The organism is Dyella japonica (genome assembly GCF_040545895.1).
Taxonomy (GTDB): Bacteria; Pseudomonadota; Gammaproteobacteria; order Xanthomonadales; family Rhodanobacteraceae; genus Dyella; species Dyella japonica_D.
Window position 1 is genome coordinate 140333 of the sequence record NZ_JBEPMU010000005.1, and the last position, 16045, is coordinate 156377.

At 64.1% G+C, this 16045-nt stretch carries 15 protein-coding genes; 10 read left to right on the forward strand and 5 right to left on the reverse strand.

Going from position 1 to position 16045, the window contains the following annotated elements; genetic code table 11:
• Positions 1–203 precede the first annotated feature (203 nt).
• From ABIC75_RS16425 to ABIC75_RS16445, 5 genes are all read left to right on the forward strand, one after another.
• Positions 204–962 (forward strand): FadR/GntR family transcriptional regulator, encoded by a 759-nt coding sequence (locus ABIC75_RS16425; protein ID WP_354014970.1) that lies wholly within the window; start codon positions 204–206, stop codon positions 960–962.
• 4 nt (positions 963–966) lie between these two features.
• Positions 967–1908, forward strand: a complete 942-nt coding sequence (locus tag ABIC75_RS16430) for a 2-dehydro-3-deoxygalactonokinase (protein WP_354014971.1) — start codon at positions 967–969, stop codon at positions 1906–1908.
• Positions 1908–2549, forward strand: coding sequence for a 2-dehydro-3-deoxy-6-phosphogalactonate aldolase (locus ABIC75_RS16435; RefSeq protein WP_354014972.1), 642 nt, complete (start codon positions 1908–1910; stop codon positions 2547–2549). Before ABIC75_RS16430 ends, ABIC75_RS16435 begins: the two co-directional genes overlap by 1 nt.
• Positions 2546–3694 carry a galactonate dehydratase gene (dgoD, locus tag ABIC75_RS16440; RefSeq protein WP_354014973.1) on the forward strand — a complete coding sequence of 383 codons (1149 nt, stop codon included), beginning with the start codon at positions 2546–2548 and terminating at the stop codon, positions 3692–3694. The genes ABIC75_RS16435 and dgoD (ABIC75_RS16440) overlap by 4 nt, the downstream gene beginning before the upstream one ends.
• 164 nt (positions 3695–3858) lie before the next feature.
• Positions 3859–4149, forward strand: coding sequence for a hypothetical protein (locus ABIC75_RS16445; RefSeq protein WP_354014974.1), 291 nt, complete (start codon positions 3859–3861; stop codon positions 4147–4149).
• A 45-nt stretch (positions 4150–4194) separates the two neighbouring features.
• On the opposite strand, the gene ABIC75_RS16450 is transcribed toward ABIC75_RS16445, so the two are convergent.
• From ABIC75_RS16450 to ABIC75_RS16470, 5 genes are all read right to left on the reverse strand, one after another.
• Entirely contained in the window at positions 4195–5178 is a 984-nt protein-coding gene (locus ABIC75_RS16450; RefSeq protein WP_354014975.1) for a glycoside hydrolase family 43 protein, read from the reverse strand.
• Positions 5178–6755, reverse strand: a complete 1578-nt coding sequence (locus tag ABIC75_RS16455; RefSeq protein WP_354014976.1) for an exo-alpha-sialidase — start codon at positions 6753–6755, stop codon at positions 5178–5180. The genes ABIC75_RS16450 and ABIC75_RS16455 overlap by 1 nt, the downstream gene beginning before the upstream one ends.
• Before the next feature lie 103 nt (positions 6756–6858).
• Positions 6859–9636 (reverse strand): TonB-dependent receptor, encoded by a 2778-nt coding sequence (locus tag ABIC75_RS16460; RefSeq protein ID WP_354014977.1) that lies wholly within the window; start codon positions 9634–9636, stop codon positions 6859–6861.
• Positions 9637–9747: 111 nt separating this feature from the next.
• Entirely contained in the window at positions 9748–10932 is a 1185-nt protein-coding gene (locus tag ABIC75_RS16465; protein ID WP_354014978.1) for a 1,4-beta-xylanase, read from the reverse strand.
• 126 nt (positions 10933–11058) lie between these two features.
• Entirely contained in the window at positions 11059–12189 is a 1131-nt protein-coding gene (locus ABIC75_RS16470; protein WP_354014979.1) for an aldose epimerase family protein, read from the reverse strand.
• Positions 12190–12260: 71 nt separating this feature from the next.
• Between ABIC75_RS16470 and ABIC75_RS16475 the strand changes: the two genes are divergently transcribed.
• From ABIC75_RS16475 to dgoD (ABIC75_RS16495), 5 genes are all read left to right on the forward strand, one after another.
• Entirely contained in the window at positions 12261–12539 is a 279-nt protein-coding gene (locus ABIC75_RS16475) for a hypothetical protein (protein ID WP_354014980.1), read from the forward strand.
• A 75-nt stretch (positions 12540–12614) separates the two neighbouring features.
• Positions 12615–13340 carry a FadR/GntR family transcriptional regulator gene (locus tag ABIC75_RS16480; protein WP_354014981.1) on the forward strand — a complete coding sequence of 242 codons (726 nt, stop codon included), beginning with the start codon at positions 12615–12617 and terminating at the stop codon, positions 13338–13340.
• The gene (locus ABIC75_RS16485) at positions 13337–14257 is read left to right on the forward strand and encodes a 2-dehydro-3-deoxygalactonokinase (RefSeq protein ID WP_354014982.1); all 921 of its coding nucleotides are present in this window, start codon (positions 13337–13339) and stop codon (positions 14255–14257) included. The genes ABIC75_RS16480 and ABIC75_RS16485 overlap by 4 nt, the downstream gene beginning before the upstream one ends.
• A gap of 4 nt (positions 14258–14261) precedes the next feature.
• Positions 14262–14900 (forward strand): 2-dehydro-3-deoxy-6-phosphogalactonate aldolase, encoded by a 639-nt coding sequence (locus ABIC75_RS16490; protein ID WP_354014983.1) that lies wholly within the window; start codon positions 14262–14264, stop codon positions 14898–14900.
• On the forward strand, positions 14897–16045 hold the full coding sequence (gene dgoD, locus ABIC75_RS16495; protein ID WP_354014984.1) for a galactonate dehydratase: 1149 nt from the start codon (positions 14897–14899) through the stop codon (positions 16043–16045). Before ABIC75_RS16490 ends, dgoD (ABIC75_RS16495) begins: the two co-directional genes overlap by 4 nt.

The following is a 16045-nucleotide window of genomic DNA, read 5'->3' on the forward strand; positions in this document are numbered from 1 at the left end:
ACGTGCAAAGCCATGTAATGGCTGGAATATGACGATGAGATGCTCAAGTAGGTCATGCGGCGACGCACCACTTCGAGCCGAAAATTATTTTGCACTCAACTCAATTTATACTACTATATAGCCGTGAATGACGTCGGTCGAAAGTCTCTGCCATGACGCTTCTTGTACGATAATTAGTCGACTGCCACGCCAAGGCGCATTCCATGACCAGACGCTCCACTCCGCCTTCCTCTGCCCGCGCGCGCCACCCCAAGGGCGCAACGCCGACGACCCGCAGCCTCTACGACCTCGTGGTGCATGAACTCGGCCAGCGCATCATTGGCGGCAGCCTCAAGCCCGGCGAGTTGCTGCCGCGCGAGGAGCTTCTGGCAGAGCAGCTCAAGGTGAGCCGCACCGCGTTGCGCGAAGGGATGAAGGTGCTCTCCGCAAAGGGGCTGGTGGAATCGCGCACCAAGGTCGGCACCCGCGTGCGCGATGCGCGCGCGTGGCAACAGTTGGACGCCGACGTGCTGGCCTGGCGCTGCGAGTTGATGCCCACCGAAGACTTCGTGCGAAAGCTTGCCGAGATGCGCGAACTGGTCGAACCGGGCGCTGCGGCCGCCGCTGCGAAACAGCGCACTTACGAACAGTTGCGGCACATCGACGAGGCCTATGCGGCGATGGACGCCGCCGTCGACCTGGAAGCCTGGGCGGCCGCCGACCTCGCCTTCCATGAGGCCGTACTCAACGCCACCAACAACGAATTGATGATCTCGCTGTTCACGGTGATCGAAAGCGCGCTCAGTACGTTCTTCGTGCTGTCGGCGCGCACCGCCAAGAACTTCAAGGCCGCGTTGCCGGCCCATGGCAAGGTGCTCGAAGCGATCCGTCGCAGCGACCCCGAAGCGGCGCGCCTCGCGATGTTGGCCGTGGTGGAGGAATCGCGGGCCAACATGCAGAAGGGCCGCGCGTCGGAGAACTGAGTCCATGATGCGATTGATCGGCCTCGACTGGGGCACCTCCAGCCTGCGTGCCTTCCTGTTCGATGCCGATGGCATGGTCCTCGAGCAGCGCCATCGTGCCTGGGGCATCCGCCAGCTTCCCGAGGGCGGCTTCGGCGCGGCATTGAACGATGTATTGGCCGGCTGGCCGACGGAACTGCCGCTGATCGCCTCCGGCATGGTCGGCAGTCGCCAGGGCTGGCGTGAAGTGCCTTACGTCGACGTGCCCGCCCATCTCGATGCGCTCGTCGCCGGCATCCGCGCAGTGGACACCGGCGAAGGCCGTCTGCTGCACATCGTGCCCGGTGTGCGCGACGCCCATGGCCCCGACGTGATGCGCGGCGAGGAAACCCAGATACTCGGCGCGCTGGCCGATGACGACATCGGCGAACGCACGCTGGTGCTGCCTGGCACCCACAGCAAATGGGTGACCACGCGCGACGGCCGCGTGACGCGCGTGGCCACGCTCATGACGGGCGAACTGTTCGCGCTGCTGCGGCACCATTCGATTCTCGGCGCCGGCGTATCCGATGCTGCCGGCAGCGACGATGACGTCGACGCCTTCGATGCCGGCGTACATGCCGCCCGCGACAGTGCGGCATCCGGTGTGCTGTCGCGCCTGTTTTCCGCGCGCACGCTGGTACTCGACGGTCGACTCGCACCGGCCTCGGTGCCGTCCTATCTGTCCGGCCTGATGATTGGCGAGGAATGGCGCATCGCCGCCGCGCAAGGCTGGCTGCGCACGGATGTGCCGCCGCTGCTGATCGGCGACGCCGCACAGCGCGCGCGTTACCACTGCGCCGCCGCATCGTTTGGCGTGCATCTTGTCGATGCAGCACAGGACGCCGCCGCATGCGGCCTATGGCGTCTCGCCACCGCGGCGAAGCTGCTGGAAACCGACGCTTCCCTTGTAGGAGTGACTCACTGATGCTGTTCCGCGACTGGCTTGATCCGTTGCCGCTGGTGGCCATCCTGCGTGGCCTTCGTCCTGACGAAGCGGAGGCCATCGGCACCGCCGTTGCCGACGCTGGCCTGCGCATCATCGAAGTGCCGCTCAATTCACCGCAGCCGCTGGAGAGCATCCGCTTGCTGTCCGCGGCGCTGGGCGAACGTTGCCTGATCGGCGCGGGCACCGTGCTCACGCCCGCAGCGGTGGAAGATGTCGCCGCTGCCGGCGGTCGCGTGATCGTCATGCCGCACGCCGACACCGCCGTCATTTCGGCAGCCAAGCGCGCCGGCCTGTTCTGCCTGCCCGGCGTGTCCACGCCCACCGAGGCGTTCGCTGCGCTCGCGGCCGGCGCCGATGGACTCAAGGCCTTCCCTGCCGAACTGATCACTCCCGCGGTGTTGCGGGCATGGCGCGCTGTGATTCCCGCCAGCACACCGCTACTACCCGTGGGCGGCATCACGCCTGACGGCATGCAGGTTTATCTCGACGCTGGCGCAACCGGTTTCGGCCTGGGCTCTGCGCTGTACAAACCCGGCCAGGACGCGGCCACGGTCGGCGCCGCCGCGCAGGCGTTTGTCCGCGCGTGGCCCCGTCATCATCAAGGACATTCCACCCCATGAAGATCACGCGCCTCACCACTTACCTCGCTCCTCCACGCTGGCTGTTCCTGCGCATCGACACCGATGCAGGCATCGTCGGCTGGGGTGAGCCCATCGTCGAAGGTCGCGCGCACACCGTGGCTGCTGCTGTCGACGAGTTGTCCGATTACCTGATCGGCAAGGACCCGCGCCACATCGAAGACCTGTGGAACGTGATGTATCGCGGCGGCTTCTATCGCGGCGGTCCGGTGCTGATGAGCGCGATTGCCGGCATCGACCAGGCGCTGTGGGACATCAAGGGCAAGGATCTCAACCAGCCCGTGCACCAGTTGCTCGGCGGCCCGGTGCGCGATCGCATCCGCGTGTATTCGTGGATTGGCGGCGATCGTCCGGCTGATACGGCACGCGCGGCCAAGGAAGCCGTGGCGCGCGGCTTCACCGCCGTGAAGATGAATGCCACGGAAGAACTGCAATACGTCGACACCTACGACAAGGTCGAGCAGGTGCTGGAGAACGTGCAGGCCATTCGCGATGCGGTGGGACCGCACGTGGGCATCGGCCTGGATTTCCACGGCCGCGTGCACAAGCCGATGGCGAAAGTGCTGATGCGCGAGTTGGCACCGTTCAAGCTGATGTTCATCGAGGAACCGGTGCTGTCGGATCATCTCGAAGCGCTGCCGGAACTGGCGGCGATTTCGCCGGCACCGATTGCGCTTGGCGAGCGCTTGTACACGCGCTACGACTTCAAGCGCGTGTTGCAGATGGGCGGCGTGGACATCATCCAGCCCGATCCCTCGCACGCGGGCGGCATCACCGAGACGCGCAAGATCGCGGCGATGGCTGAAGCCTACGACGTGGCGCTGGCCCTGCATTGCCCACTCGGCCCGATCGCGCTCGCCGCGAACCTGCAGCTCGATGCGGTGTGCCACAACGCCTTCATCCAGGAACAAAGCCTGGGCATCCACTACAACGCCGGCAACGATCTGCTCGACTACGTGACGGACCGCAACGTGTTTGCATACAAGGATGGCTTCGTCGCCATTCCCAATGGTGCGGGCCTGGGCATCTCGGTGAACGAGGCTTACGTGGCGGAACGTGCAGCGGTGGGCCATCGCTGGCGCAATCCGATCTGGCGCCATGCCGATGGCAGCGTAGCGGAGTGGTGAAAAGGTTCGGAGCAGCGCGCGCTCTTCAATCTCGGAGTGGATTGACATCGCATTGACGCGATCGTGATCGTGTCAATGCGCGACGATGGCGATTCATCCTGCCGCAAGGAAATGCAAGGCACACTCGACGAGGCCATACCTTTGGCCTCGTAGGAGATAGATACATGCGCCACTCTGCCCTGTTCCTGGCCGCGTCCCTCACGTTAGTCCTGAGTTCGCACGCCTTCGCTTCCGATCGCCCTAATCCCGGCAAGCTGACCACTCGCTGCCTGGATGCCGCGGCAAAGAAATTCGACGTGAAGAACGACTACGTCCAGCTGCAACCGATCCAGGCCGCTGATTCCGGCTACACGATCGCCGGCATTGCCGACGCCGGCATGGATGGCAAGAAGAATTTCACCTGCCAGTTCGACAAGAAGGGCAAGCTCGCCAACCTTGTTCCGGAAGGCAAGTAAGCAGACAGGTGCCGCGCCCAGGGCGCGGCTACCCTTCGCGGCACATCACTTGCCGCTCGCGAAATCCGGCTCGCCGTTCGCCTTCCACGAGAACGGCATGATGTACGGCGCGCGACGCGCCGTGCATTTCCAATCCGGTCCGCCGTTGGCGTGGAAGATGATCCAGTCGCGCTTGCCATCGGGCGATTTGAAAAAGCCGTTATGGCCTGGCGCATAGAACCCGCGCGCCGCCGAACTGCTCAGCGCTTGCGTGGGTGATTTGCGCCACGATGCAGGATCGAGCAGGTTCGCGTTGGCCTTCGCACTCAGCAGGCCGAGTGAATAGCCATCAGACCAACAGGCGCTGGCGGAATAGGTAAGAAACACCTCGCCCTTCGGTCCTTCGATGAATTCCGGCGCTTCGAGAATCTTGCGGCCGCCCTGCATTTCCCATGCATGGGTGGGTTGCGCGATATCCACCTGCGGTTCGCCCAGCGTCCAGGGATTGCTCATCGGCGCGATGATCAGATCGCTGCGGTCGCCCACGTACGCGGAGTAGACGAAGTAGCGTTTGCCGGCATGATCGAACACCGTGCCATCGATGCCGGCGAGGTGCGTCTTCAACATGCCCTTGTCGATCCACTCGCCTTGCGTGGGATCGGAAGAGGCATTCTCCAGCACCCACACATGGCGATGCGCATCATCGTCATGCGCCTTGTCGGATGCGGAGTAGTAGAGGTACCACTTGCCGTCGAGGAAATGCAGTTCCGGCGCCCAGATCGAATGGGAATTCGCACCTACGGCCGGCGGACGCCACACCACCACGGGCGAAGCATCGGCGAGGCGCGTCATATCGGTGGTCTTGCGCAGCGAAATGCGATCGCCTTCGGTGCTCGTGTAGTAATAGACGCCATCGCGTTGCGTGACCCACGGATCCGGGCCGGAAGGCAACAGCGGATGCATGGTGGCAGGCGTCTGCGCTTGCGCCATCGTGGCCAGCAAGACACCGGCAACGACGGCGAGCATCGGGTTCACGCGGCGACACGTCATCACGGCTTGCCCGCCGTGGCGGCGTCGCCATCGATCTGCAGATAGTCGACATCGACCACGTGCGCGCCACCGTCCACATCGATGGTGTTGAAACCCGGCAACAGCGATGCGGACAGCTGCTCCAGCTGCCAGCCGTCATCCGTCCTGGTGATGCTGGCGTTCGTCGCGCGTGCACCATTGACGACGATGGACGGCTGCGATGCGAGCCCGAGATCGGCAAACCGCAGCACCAGCGCATGCTGCCCGCCATTGCTGTTCACCACGAAACGCAAACGGCCTTCCGTGCCTGCGCCCAGTCGCGCCTTGCGCAGGTTGGAAGCCTTGCGATCCGGTACGGCAACAGCGCCGGTGAATTGCGCATCCTCGGCTTCATAGCGGTTGAAGTTCAGCGCCGTCGAGTTATAGAGGATCTCGTTGTGCTGCACGCTGGTGGGTGCCTCGGGCGACGACGATGTCGTGACATGCAGCATGCGGCCGTCATCGCGCAGCAGCAGCGCCTGCGTCCAGCCGGCGTGGATGTTGCCCGTGCGCTTCTGCACCGGCGCGCGCACTTCCCACCAGGGGCCGCGACCGGAAGCGTTGTTCCAGTACAGGTCGCGACCGCCCTCTTCCGCGCCGCCACCACCGCGTTCGGCAGACACCACGATCACGCCTTCCGGACTGCCGAGCGGGAACCACGTCACCACCGGACAGGCGGCCGGCCAGAAACCGGAGAGCGTCATCACCGGCTCGCCATGACGTTGCGGGTCGCCCCAGTCGAGTCCGTCGCGGCTGAACTTGATGAACACCTGGCCGTTGTTCGGGCCATCGATGTTCTCGTAGGTCATCGCATAGCGACCATCGCCCAATCGGGTAACGACGGCCATGCCCGGGCGTTGCACGCCGCCGGGAATGGCGACGTCCAGCACTTCCTTGCCCCAGCGCTTGCCGCCATCGTCGGACACCTTGTGCGCCAGCGCTTGGTTGTAGCCATCGGCCTTGTGTTGCTCGGTGGAGTAGTAGGCCACCATGCGGCCGTCGTCGAGCACGTGGATGTTGGTTTCCCACACGCCCTTGTTGTCCTTGTCCTCCGGATGCCCGCCGCCTTTGACGACGGAGCTGCGATAGCGCCACGTCTTGCCGGCATCGGTGGAGGTGTAGACCTGCAGGTCTTCCTCGGCGACATGGCCCTTGGCATCGTTGCCGGTGGCATTGGCCGAGAGCACCAGCGTGCCGGCGGGAAGATCGCCGCTCGTGCGCTGCAACTCCGTGATGTGCGGTTGCCAGCGCAGCTGCCAGTGCTTGTCGCCGGCATGCGTCTGGTCGGTGACGTTCATCAGGAAACGCCAGTGGTCGCCGCCGTCGCGGCTTTCCCACAGCGGAATGCCCGCCATGCCGTCCTGTTCGAACGCCATCAGCAGACGCCCCATGTCTTCCGGCGAACCGTGCTCGATGCGCGTGATCGACACGTAGCCGGACGCATCGGCCAGATGCGTACCGACCGCCGGGTCGGGACTGTCCTGCGCCACCGCCGAGCCTGGCATGGCGGCGGCGATGCAAAGGGCCAGGGTGGACAAAGCGAATATCGAGCGACTCATACGTGGATTCCCTGTTCACGCCTGCCGTGGCGCTTGTCGAGTTGCCTCCCAAAAAGAGGCGGGAAACGGCATGTCACCACCGCTCCCGCCAAGGGGAAGAGACTTACATCTTGAAGCGCACGCCCAGGCCGTAGGTGCGGTCCTGGTAGCGGATGTCGCGCGGGCGCGTATCGCCATCGCCCCAGTACTGATGCAGGTTCGCGCCGAAGATGTTGGTGGCGTTGAACACCACGGTGAAGTAACGGTTGATGTCGTAGCCCAGCGAGAAGTCCACCTGGTTGGCCGGCTTGATCTCGTCGTTCACGCCAGCCACCGTGGGCTGGTTGAAACCGTCGATGAAGCGGCTGCGGTAGTTGTACGCCAGTCGTGCGGACCAGCCGTACTTCTCGTACATCAGCACGGCATTGCCGTTGTTCTTCGACACGTTCTGCAGCGGCGAGGTGACCACTGGGCCGCCGATGAACTGCGGCGAGCGCGTGGAGCCTTCAATGTAGGTGTAGTTGAGCTGCACGCCCAGACCGTTCCACGGTTCCGGCAGGAAGTCGAAGAACTGCTGGTATGCCACTTCCGCGCCGTCGAGATGGCCCGAACCGGCACTCTGCGGCGAGTTGAGCTGATACGGCTGGCCACCGATGGTCACGTCGGTGACGTAGTTCTGGATGTAGCCGTTGATATCGCGATAGAACAGGCTGCCGCTGACGTAGCTGGCTGGCGCGAAGTAGTACTCCAGCGCGGCATCGTAGTTGTTCGAACGGATCGGCTTCAGGTCCGGGTTGCCGCTGCTCGCCACGCCTGCGCGGTTGATCGTGCCCGGGTTGAGCGACAGCGACGGGTTGAGCTGGCCGAAATCCGGATACGTCAGCGTCTTGGCCGCCACCAGGCGCAACTGCAAGTTGTCCTTGATGTGCAGGTTGAAGCTCAGGTTGGGCAGGTAGACGGGCGAACTGGTGCTGTCGTTGAGCGGCGTATAGACGTTGGTTGAAGCGTCATACGAGAACGCATCCAGGTTGCGCTTCACACGCTCGATGCGCATGCCCATCAAGCCATCGAACGGCATGCCCCACAGTTCGTTGCCATAGCCGAACTGGAAGTAGCCGGCGTACGACTTCTCGTCGATATGGTAGAAGCGGCCCGGATTTTCCGCGGCCAGGCCGGTCGGCAAACCGTAAAGCGTGCGGATGGCATCGGCGTTGTTGGTGAGGTAGTTGAAGCAACCGCTGAGCCACGGCACCGGAATGGCATTGGTGGTCGGCTGGCTGCAGAAGTAGCCGCTGGGGAAACGCGCAATCACCTGGTTGGCGGGATTGGGGTTGAGCGAGATGTCGCCCGTGCCACCCGGCGGCGGCGTGGAGATTTCGACGCTGCCGTTGTACTGCGCCTTGTGGTCCGAGTAGCGCAGGCCGAAATCCACATACTGGAAGAAGCTGCCGTTGATGTCGTAGTTGCCGTCGCCACGCCATGCTGTCTGCTTGCCGCGCTGGTTGTTCCACGTCTGGAACAGGCCGTTGAGGTAGTAGTTCGACGGATCGTTCGCCGGATTGCCGGCCAGTTGCCAGTTCTGCGCACCGTTCCAGATGGTGGTGATGGGCGCCTTGAGGAAGGTGTCGACAATGAACGTCTGCTCGTGGAACGAGGACGAGTTGAACGACAGGTCCGTCGACAGGTTCAGGCGATCGCCGTGCCACTTCGCGCCGATCGAGTTCTGGATGTCATGGCCCCATTCCTGGTGCGCCTGTGTGCTGGTGGCGGCGTAGGTGTTGCCGGTCCAGCTGCCGCTGGCGGCATCGCAGATGGTCTGGCCGTAGTACGTCGAACCCGTCAACTGATTGGCATAGCAGTTGTTGGTGACCTTGATGTTCTGCGGATCGACCGAGCCCACCGGGAAGCTGAAGAAGAACGGCTGGTTGTAGTTGTCCGAATCCCAGTCGTAGAGGCCTTCGACGTAGACCTCGGTGCTGTCGTTGGGCTTCCACTGCAACGCGTAGTTGAATTCCTGGCGCGTGCGATCACCGATGTTGTAGTCGGCGCCGAAACCATTCGGCGCGGAAATCAGGTTGCCGCTGGAGGTACGCACCGGCGTGCCGGAACCGTCGGTCAACACCTTCGGAAAGTCGTCCCACACGGCGTTGTAAGCGTAGTGCTGACGGTCGTAACCCACGTTCACCAGTGCGCCGAATTCACCGATATCGGTCTTCCAGCGATCGCTGAGCAGCAAACTGCCGGTGGGGTCGGTGTGGCCACCGTATTTGCTGTGCGTCTCGTTGACCGACGCGGCCACCTTGGCGCCATCGAAGTCGAACGGACGGAACAGTTGCATATCGACCAGGCCGGCAATGCCGCCATCAGGCAGGCTCGCCTCGCTGGTCTTGTAGACCTGCACAGTCTTCACCGCCGTGGCCGGCAGGTTCTGGAAAGCGAATGCGCGGCCCACGCCGCTGAAGATTTCGCGGCCATTGAGCGTAGTGATCACATTGGGCAGACCGCGGATCACCACCGAACTGGTTTCGCCCTGGAAGCCCTGCGCCACCTGCACGCCAGTAATGCGCTGCAATGCATCGGCCACGCTGTTGTCGGGCAGCTTGCCGATGTCTTCGGCCACGATCGAGTCGGTGATCATGCGCGAGTCCTGCTTCAGCGCTTGCGCGCTCTGCAAGCTTTCGCGCAGCGGTGTCACCACCACGCCGGACAGGTTCACCGCGTCCTTCTGCTGCGCATCGGTGGCGGTCGCCTTCTTGGGTGCGTTGGCAGGCGGATTGGCGGTGGTGTCCGTCGTCTGCGGTGCGTCGGCTGGTGCAGGCGGCACGTCGGCGGCGTGGGCAACGCCGAACGAGGCCGCAATGGCGGCCGCCAACAAGGTCTTGTGGATCTGTGTGCGAATCATGGAAAGCCTCCCCTCAGAGGTCATGGCCCGCCGGCTGCGCCGGCGGCATCGTTATTCAGGACGCCGTCGTTCTCCGCGACGGCGCTTGAAGGTGGGAAAGACGGCGCCGCCTCAGCGGCCGGCACCGACCGCTTGCATCGGAAACGTCAGGGCATCCGCCGGCACCGCGCCACGCGGCGCGTGCGACAGCGAACGAAGGATGTCGATCTCGCGCTGGCGATACGGCTTGCCATCGGCGTAGAAAAGGTCGTGGAACCACAGCGTGGGCGGGGCCATGGTGTACGGGCGCTGCCACGAATCCCACGGCATGTTGGTCTGCGACTTGCCGACCACGAAGCCCCAGTTGACCATGCCTACGTCGGCCTTCTTGGCAATGGGCAGGATGCCGTCGATGGTGGAACCGTTGCCGCGCGCCATGTACTCGGTGCAGATCAACGGACGTCCATACGTCTGCAGCTGCTTCACGCGACCGGCAAAGGTTTCCGGCCAGCTGTAGTCATGGAAGCTGATCACGTCGGACTGCTCGACCTGCGTGCGCTCCACCGCGTTGAGCCTGGCCGGATCGGCCCAGTCGTCGTGATGCCACAGGCCACTGGTGAGCGGCTGTACCGGCGCGGCGCTGCGTGCCCAGGCGAACACCTGCGGCAACAGCTTGGCGACGTGGCCTTCCTTGTCCTTCGGCTCCTTGGCGTCGTAGTTGCCGCCGCCCGGGTTATCGGGTTCGTTCCACACGTCCCATGCCAGGATGCGCTTGTCCTTGGCGAAGCTTCCCACGATGTCCTTCACGTATTGCTCGAGGCGCGGATACTGGCCGGGATCGGTCATTGCCACGCCCGGGCTCTGCACCCAGCCGGAGTTGTGCACGCCAGGAATCGGCGGATGCTGCGGGCCGAGTTTCGGCTCCGGATCCCAGCACGAATCGAACAGCACGAAGATCGGCTTGATGCCGTGCTTGTCGGCAATGGCGAGAAAGGTGTCGATGCGCTTCTTGAAGCCCGCCGCATCCTGCTGCCACAGCAAGTCGTGCAGGAACACGCGCATGGTCGTCATGCCCGCCTGCTGCGCCCAGCCGAATTCCTCGTCGATGCGCGCCGGATCGAATGTATCGGCCTGCCACATCTCCAGTTGGTTGATGGCGTTTGCCGGAAGGTAGTTGCTGCCCAGTGGCCACTGCTGCTTGGCGTACCAGGCCTTGGCTTCGGCGGGCGTCCAGCGTTCCGATGTGTCGCGCGCGTGGACCGGCACGGCAAACGTGGTCGCCAGGCCCATGGCCACTGCCAACAATGCGTACTTCATCAGCTCTCCCTCGGTGGCGCCGCGCCTCATGCAGGCGACGCTTTGGTTGCGCGGCCACCTTGTTCTGAAGACAAAGCGACCCTACGAGCGCCCTCTCGGGCGCCCTCGATTCGAATGCTCGATGGGTCAGTGCGCTCCGCGCGCCGACTCGGTGGTGAATTCGTACACGATCAGGTTGCGGTACTCGTGGCCCGGCTCCAGCCGTGCCGAACCGAATGACGCCTTGTTTGGCGTGTCCGGATAGAGCTGCGGTTCCAGCACGAACGCATCGCCCTGGCGATAGACGTGCCCGCCCGTGCCCACGGTGGTGCCATCGAGGAAATTCCCCGAGTAGAACTGCAAGCCAGGCTTGCTCGACTTGAGCGTCAGCACGCGACCGGACACCGGATCTTCCACGCGCGCCACCATGCGCAGCGAAGGAGCCTCGTCCTTGCTGATCACCCAGTTGTGGTCATAGCCGCGCCCGTTGAGCAGCTGCGCATCGTTGGTGCGGATGTCGCGGCCGATCGGCTTGGCCTGGCGGAAATCGAATGGCGTACCGGCGACCTTGCGGATTTCCCCTGTGGGAATCGAACCCGCATCCACCGGCAGATAGGCATCGCCGGCAAGGGTGAGGCGCTGCTCCATCACGCTGCCCGAGCCTTCGCCGGAAAGATTCCAATAGGCGTGATTGCTCAGGTTGACGATGGTGGTCTTGTCGGTGGTCGCGCGGTAGTCGATGGAAAGGCGGTTCTCTTCATCGAGCGTGTAGGTGGCCGTGACGGTGAGCTTGCCCGGATAACCCATGTCGCCATCGGGGCTCACGTAGCTGAGCGTGACGCTGGCCTTGTCTGCGTCGTGCTTCACGTCGGCGACGGTCCACAGCACCTTGTCGAAGCCCTTGCTGCCGCCATGCAGCGAATTGACGCCGTTGTTCACCGGCACGCTGTAGGCGTGGCCATCCAGCGTGAACTTGCCCTTGGCGATACGGTTGGCATAGCGGCCCACGGTGGCACCGAAATACTGCGGATTGCCCACGTAGTCGGCCAGCGAGGCGTAGCCCAGCGCGATGTTTGCGCTCTTGCCGTTGCGGTCGGGCGTGGCGAGCGACTGGATGCTCGCACCGAGCGCGATGATGCGCGCCTGCATGCCGTGCGCATTGCTCAGCACCACCGCATCCACGGTCGTGCCATCAGGCAGGCTGCCGAAGGTTTCGCGCTTTGCATCCGCTGCATGCGCAACCATCGACGATGTCGCCAGGCCAAGAATCGAAGCCATCAAACCTGCACGCTGCATGTCCCTGGTGTCCCCTTCGGCGTATCACGATGGGCCGCATGCAAACACATTGTATGATTATCGTGCAAGTGTTCATCGGCACGAAAAATTTCCCTGGTGCGTTGCGGCATCGCACGAAGTGGCAGCGTCGCAAAAACGCAAAACGGCGCTTTCATGCGGTGCGCCGGTACAACCGCACCCATGCACGAAGCACGGCGCAGAGGCGCACATTCCGCATTGCGTCATCGCATGTTCCCGCCTGCGCCTACAAGGTCGCGGCTCACGCGGGAAAAAATCCATGCAAAAACACCTTGGCACGGATGGAACAAGTTGCTTATAGTCCGTTTGTATGACAATCGGATCGGGCGCTACCTATATGCCCGAATGCACGGACCGCTCATCGCCAGCAGCAAGGGGCAGAGGATTTCATGAAGAAGCCGATCGCAGTTCGCAGCCTGTACGGGCACGTCATGCACGAACTCGGGCAGCGCATCGTCAGTGGCAAGGTGAAGCCCGGCGACGTCCTGCCGCGCGAGGAAACCCTGGCCGAAAGCCTGCAGGTCAGCCGCACCGCGCTGCGTGAGGCGCTGAAGGTGCTGTCGGCCAAGGGTTTGATCGAGTCGCGTACCGGCGTGGGCGCCCGCGTGCTGGAGGAGCGTTACTGGAACCAGCTGGATGCCGACGTGCTGGCCTGGCGCTGCGCCTCCATGCCCACCGACGATTTCGTCGACAAGCTGGTGGAGATGCGCGAGATCATCGAGCCCGCCGCTGCCGCCGCTGCCGCACGGCGTCGCACCACCGTGCAGCTGGCGCACATCGAAGAGGCGTACAACGCCATGGATGCCGCACAGACCCTGGACGAATGGTCCACGGCCGACCTGATGTTCCACGATGCCGTGCTGCATGCCACCGGCAACGAGCTGATGCAGTCGTTGTTCTCGGTGATCGAAACCGCGCTTGGCACGTTCTTCACCTTGTCCGCCCGCAGCGCCGGCGACTTCAAGTACTCGCTGCCCTATCACCAGAAAGTGTTCGAGGCGATCAAGCGCAAGCAGCCGGAAGTGGCGCGCAAGACCATGCAGGCGATGATCGCGGACTCGCAGACCAATCTGCAGCGCAGCCGCAGCAAGGCGCGCAAGAAGGCCAGCGCGTGACCAAGGGTCTCATCGGCCTGGATTGGGGTAGCACGCAGCTGCGGGCCTACCGCTATGACGATCAGGGCCAGGTCCTGGAGAAACGCGCACTGCCCTACGGCATACGCCATCTTCCCGAAGGCGGCTTTCCTGCGGCGTTCGCGCAGGCGGTCGAGCACTGGCCTGAGCTGCCGGTGCTGGCCTGCGGCATGGTCGGCAGTCGCCATGGTTGGCTGGAAGTGCCGTATCTCGATACGCCCACCAGCGTCGATCGCCTTGCCGGTGCGCTGACCGCCTTGAACGCCGCCGGACGAACGCTGCATCTCGTGCCCGGCCTGCGTGATCCCTCGCGTCCCGATGTGATGCGTGGCGAGGAAACACAGGTGGTCGGCGTGCTGGCACAGGCGCCGGATGTCGCGCGCCGCGGCTGTCTGCTGCTGCCGGGCACGCACAGCAAATGGGTATCGCTGCGTGACGGCCATGTCACTGGTTTTGCCACGGTGATGACGGGCGAACTGTTCGCACTGCTGACCCAGCATTCGATACTCGGCGCCGCCTTGCCGCCCGCGGTCGATGACGAGCAGGCGTTTCGCCGTGGCGTTGATGCCGCTCGCGAGAGCGGCGCGGCCGGCGCGCTGTCGCGCCTGTTCTCGGCGCGCAGCCTGATGCTCGATGGATCCTTGCCGCCGGCCTCCGTGACCGACTATCTCTCCGGCCTACTCATCGGCGACGAACTGCGCATCGCGGTGGCCGCCGGTTGGGCCGATGCCTCATCGAGCATACACATGGTGGGCGAAGGCGCGTTGTGCGATCGCTATCTCAGGGCCGCCTCGATCTTCGGGCTCACCATTCACCAGGCACCGGACGCCACCACGTCCCACGGCCTCTGGCGCATCGCCGATGCGGCCGGCCTGATCTCCACGCAAGCAACGGCATGAATTCATGAAGTCCTGGCTCGATCCCCTTCCCCTGGTCGCCATCCTGCGCGGACTGACGCCCGACGAATCCGTCGAGATCGGTCGCGTGCTGGTCGACGCCGGTTTTCGCATGCTCGAAGTGCCACTCAATTCGCCGCAGCCATTCGAGAGCATCCGCCGTCTCGTTGATGCGCTGGGGGATGATTATCTGGTTGGCGCAGGCACCGTGCTCGATCCCGCCCACGTCGGGAACGTGGCCGACGCGGGTGGCCGCCTGATCGTGATGCCTCATGCCGACGTCAACGTGATTCGCGCGGCCAAGCAGGCCGGCCTCCATTGTGTTCCGGGTGTCGCCACCCCCACGGAAGCGTTCGCGGCGCTCGCGGCAGGCGCCGACGCGCTCAAGCTCTTTCCTGCCGAGCAAGCCAGCCCCGCCGTGCTCAAGGCATGGCGCGCGGTGTTGCCCAAGGATCTCGCGGTGCTGCCCGTGGGCGGCATCGCGCCCGACAACATGGAGCCATGGCTGGCGGCTGGCGCCGGCGGCTTCGGCATCGGCTCCGCTCTCTACGCACCCGGTCGCCCCGCCAGTGATGTCGCGACGCGCGCACGCGCGTTCGCCGACGCCTGGCGCCGCCACTCCGATGCCAAAGGATCGCATGCATGAAGATCACCCGTCTCACTACCTTCCTCGTTCCTCCACGCTGGCTGTTCCTGCGCATCGACACCGATGCAGGCATCGTCGGCTGGGGCGAGCCCATCGTCGAAGGTCGCGCGCACACCGTCGCGGCTGCTGTCGACGAGTTGTCCGATTACCTGATCGGCAAGGACCCGCGCCACATCGAAGACCTGTGGAACGTGATGTATCGCGGCGGCTTCTATCGCGGCGGCCCGGTGCTGATGAGCGCGATTGCCGGCATCGACCAGGCGCTGTGGGACATCAAGGGCAAGGATCTCAACCAGCCCGTGCATCAGTTGCTCGGCGGCCCGGTGCGCGATCGCATCCGCGTGTATTCGTGGATCGGCGGCGATCGTCCGGCTGATACGGCACGCGCTGCCAAGGAAGCCGTGGCGCGCGGCTTCACCGCCGTGAAGATGAATGCCACGGAAGAACTGCAATACGTCGACACCTACGACAAGGTCGAGCAGGTGCTGGAGAACGTGCAGGCCATTCGCGATGCGGTGGGACCGCACGTGGGCATCGGTCTGGATTTCCACGGCCGCGTGCACAAGCCGATGGCGAAAGTGCTGATGCGCGAGCTGGCACCGTTCAAGCTGATGTTCATCGAGGAGCCGGTGCTGTCGGATCACCTCGAAGCGCTGCCGGAACTGGCGGCGATTTCGCCCGCCCCCATCGCACTCGGCGAGCGCCTGTATACACGCTACGACTTCAAGCGCGTGTTGCAGATGGGCGGCGTGGACATCATCCAGCCCGATCCCTCGCACGCGGGCGGCATCACCGAAACGCGCAAGATCGCGGCGATGGCTGAAGCCTACGACGTGGCGCTGGCCTTGCACTGCCCGCTCGGCCCCATCGCGCTCGCGGCCAACCTGCAGCTCGATGCGGTGTGCCACAACGCCTTCATCCAGGAACAGAGCCTGGGCATCCACTACAACGCCGGCAACGATCTGCTCGACTACGTGACGGACCGCAACGTGTTTGCATACAAGGATGGCTTCGTCGCCATTCCCAATGGTGCGGGCCTGGGCATCTCGGTGAACGAGGCTTACGTGGCGGAACGTGCAGCGGTGGGCCATCGCTGGCGCAATCCGATCTGGCGCCATGCCGACGGCAGCGTGGCGGAGTGGTGA